General features: G+C 51.2%; 1 protein-coding gene. It reads right to left on the reverse strand.

The annotated features are described in order from the left end of the window. A partial coding sequence (locus tag NI461_RS14180; protein WP_181941863.1) for a hypothetical protein occupies positions 1-246 on the reverse strand: 246 nt, incomplete at both ends.

The following is a 246-nucleotide window of genomic DNA, read 5'->3' on the forward strand; positions in this document are numbered from 1 at the left end:
CGAATCGCTGTCTGAATCCGAATCGCTATCCGAGTCTGAGTCGCTATCCGAGTCTGAATCGCTGTCTGAATCCGAATCGCTGTCAGAGTCTGAATCGCTGTCTGAATCCGAATCGCTATCCGAGTCTGAATCGCTGTCTGAATCCGAATCGCTGTCAGAGTCTGAATCGCTGTCTGAATCCGAATCGCTGTCAGAGTCTGAATCCGAGTCCGAATCGCTGTCTGAATCCGAATCGCTATCCGAGTC

The organism is Acinetobacter sp. S4400-12 (assembly GCF_024129495.1).
GTDB classification, from domain to species: Bacteria; Pseudomonadota; Gammaproteobacteria; order Pseudomonadales; family Moraxellaceae; genus Acinetobacter; species Acinetobacter lwoffii_C.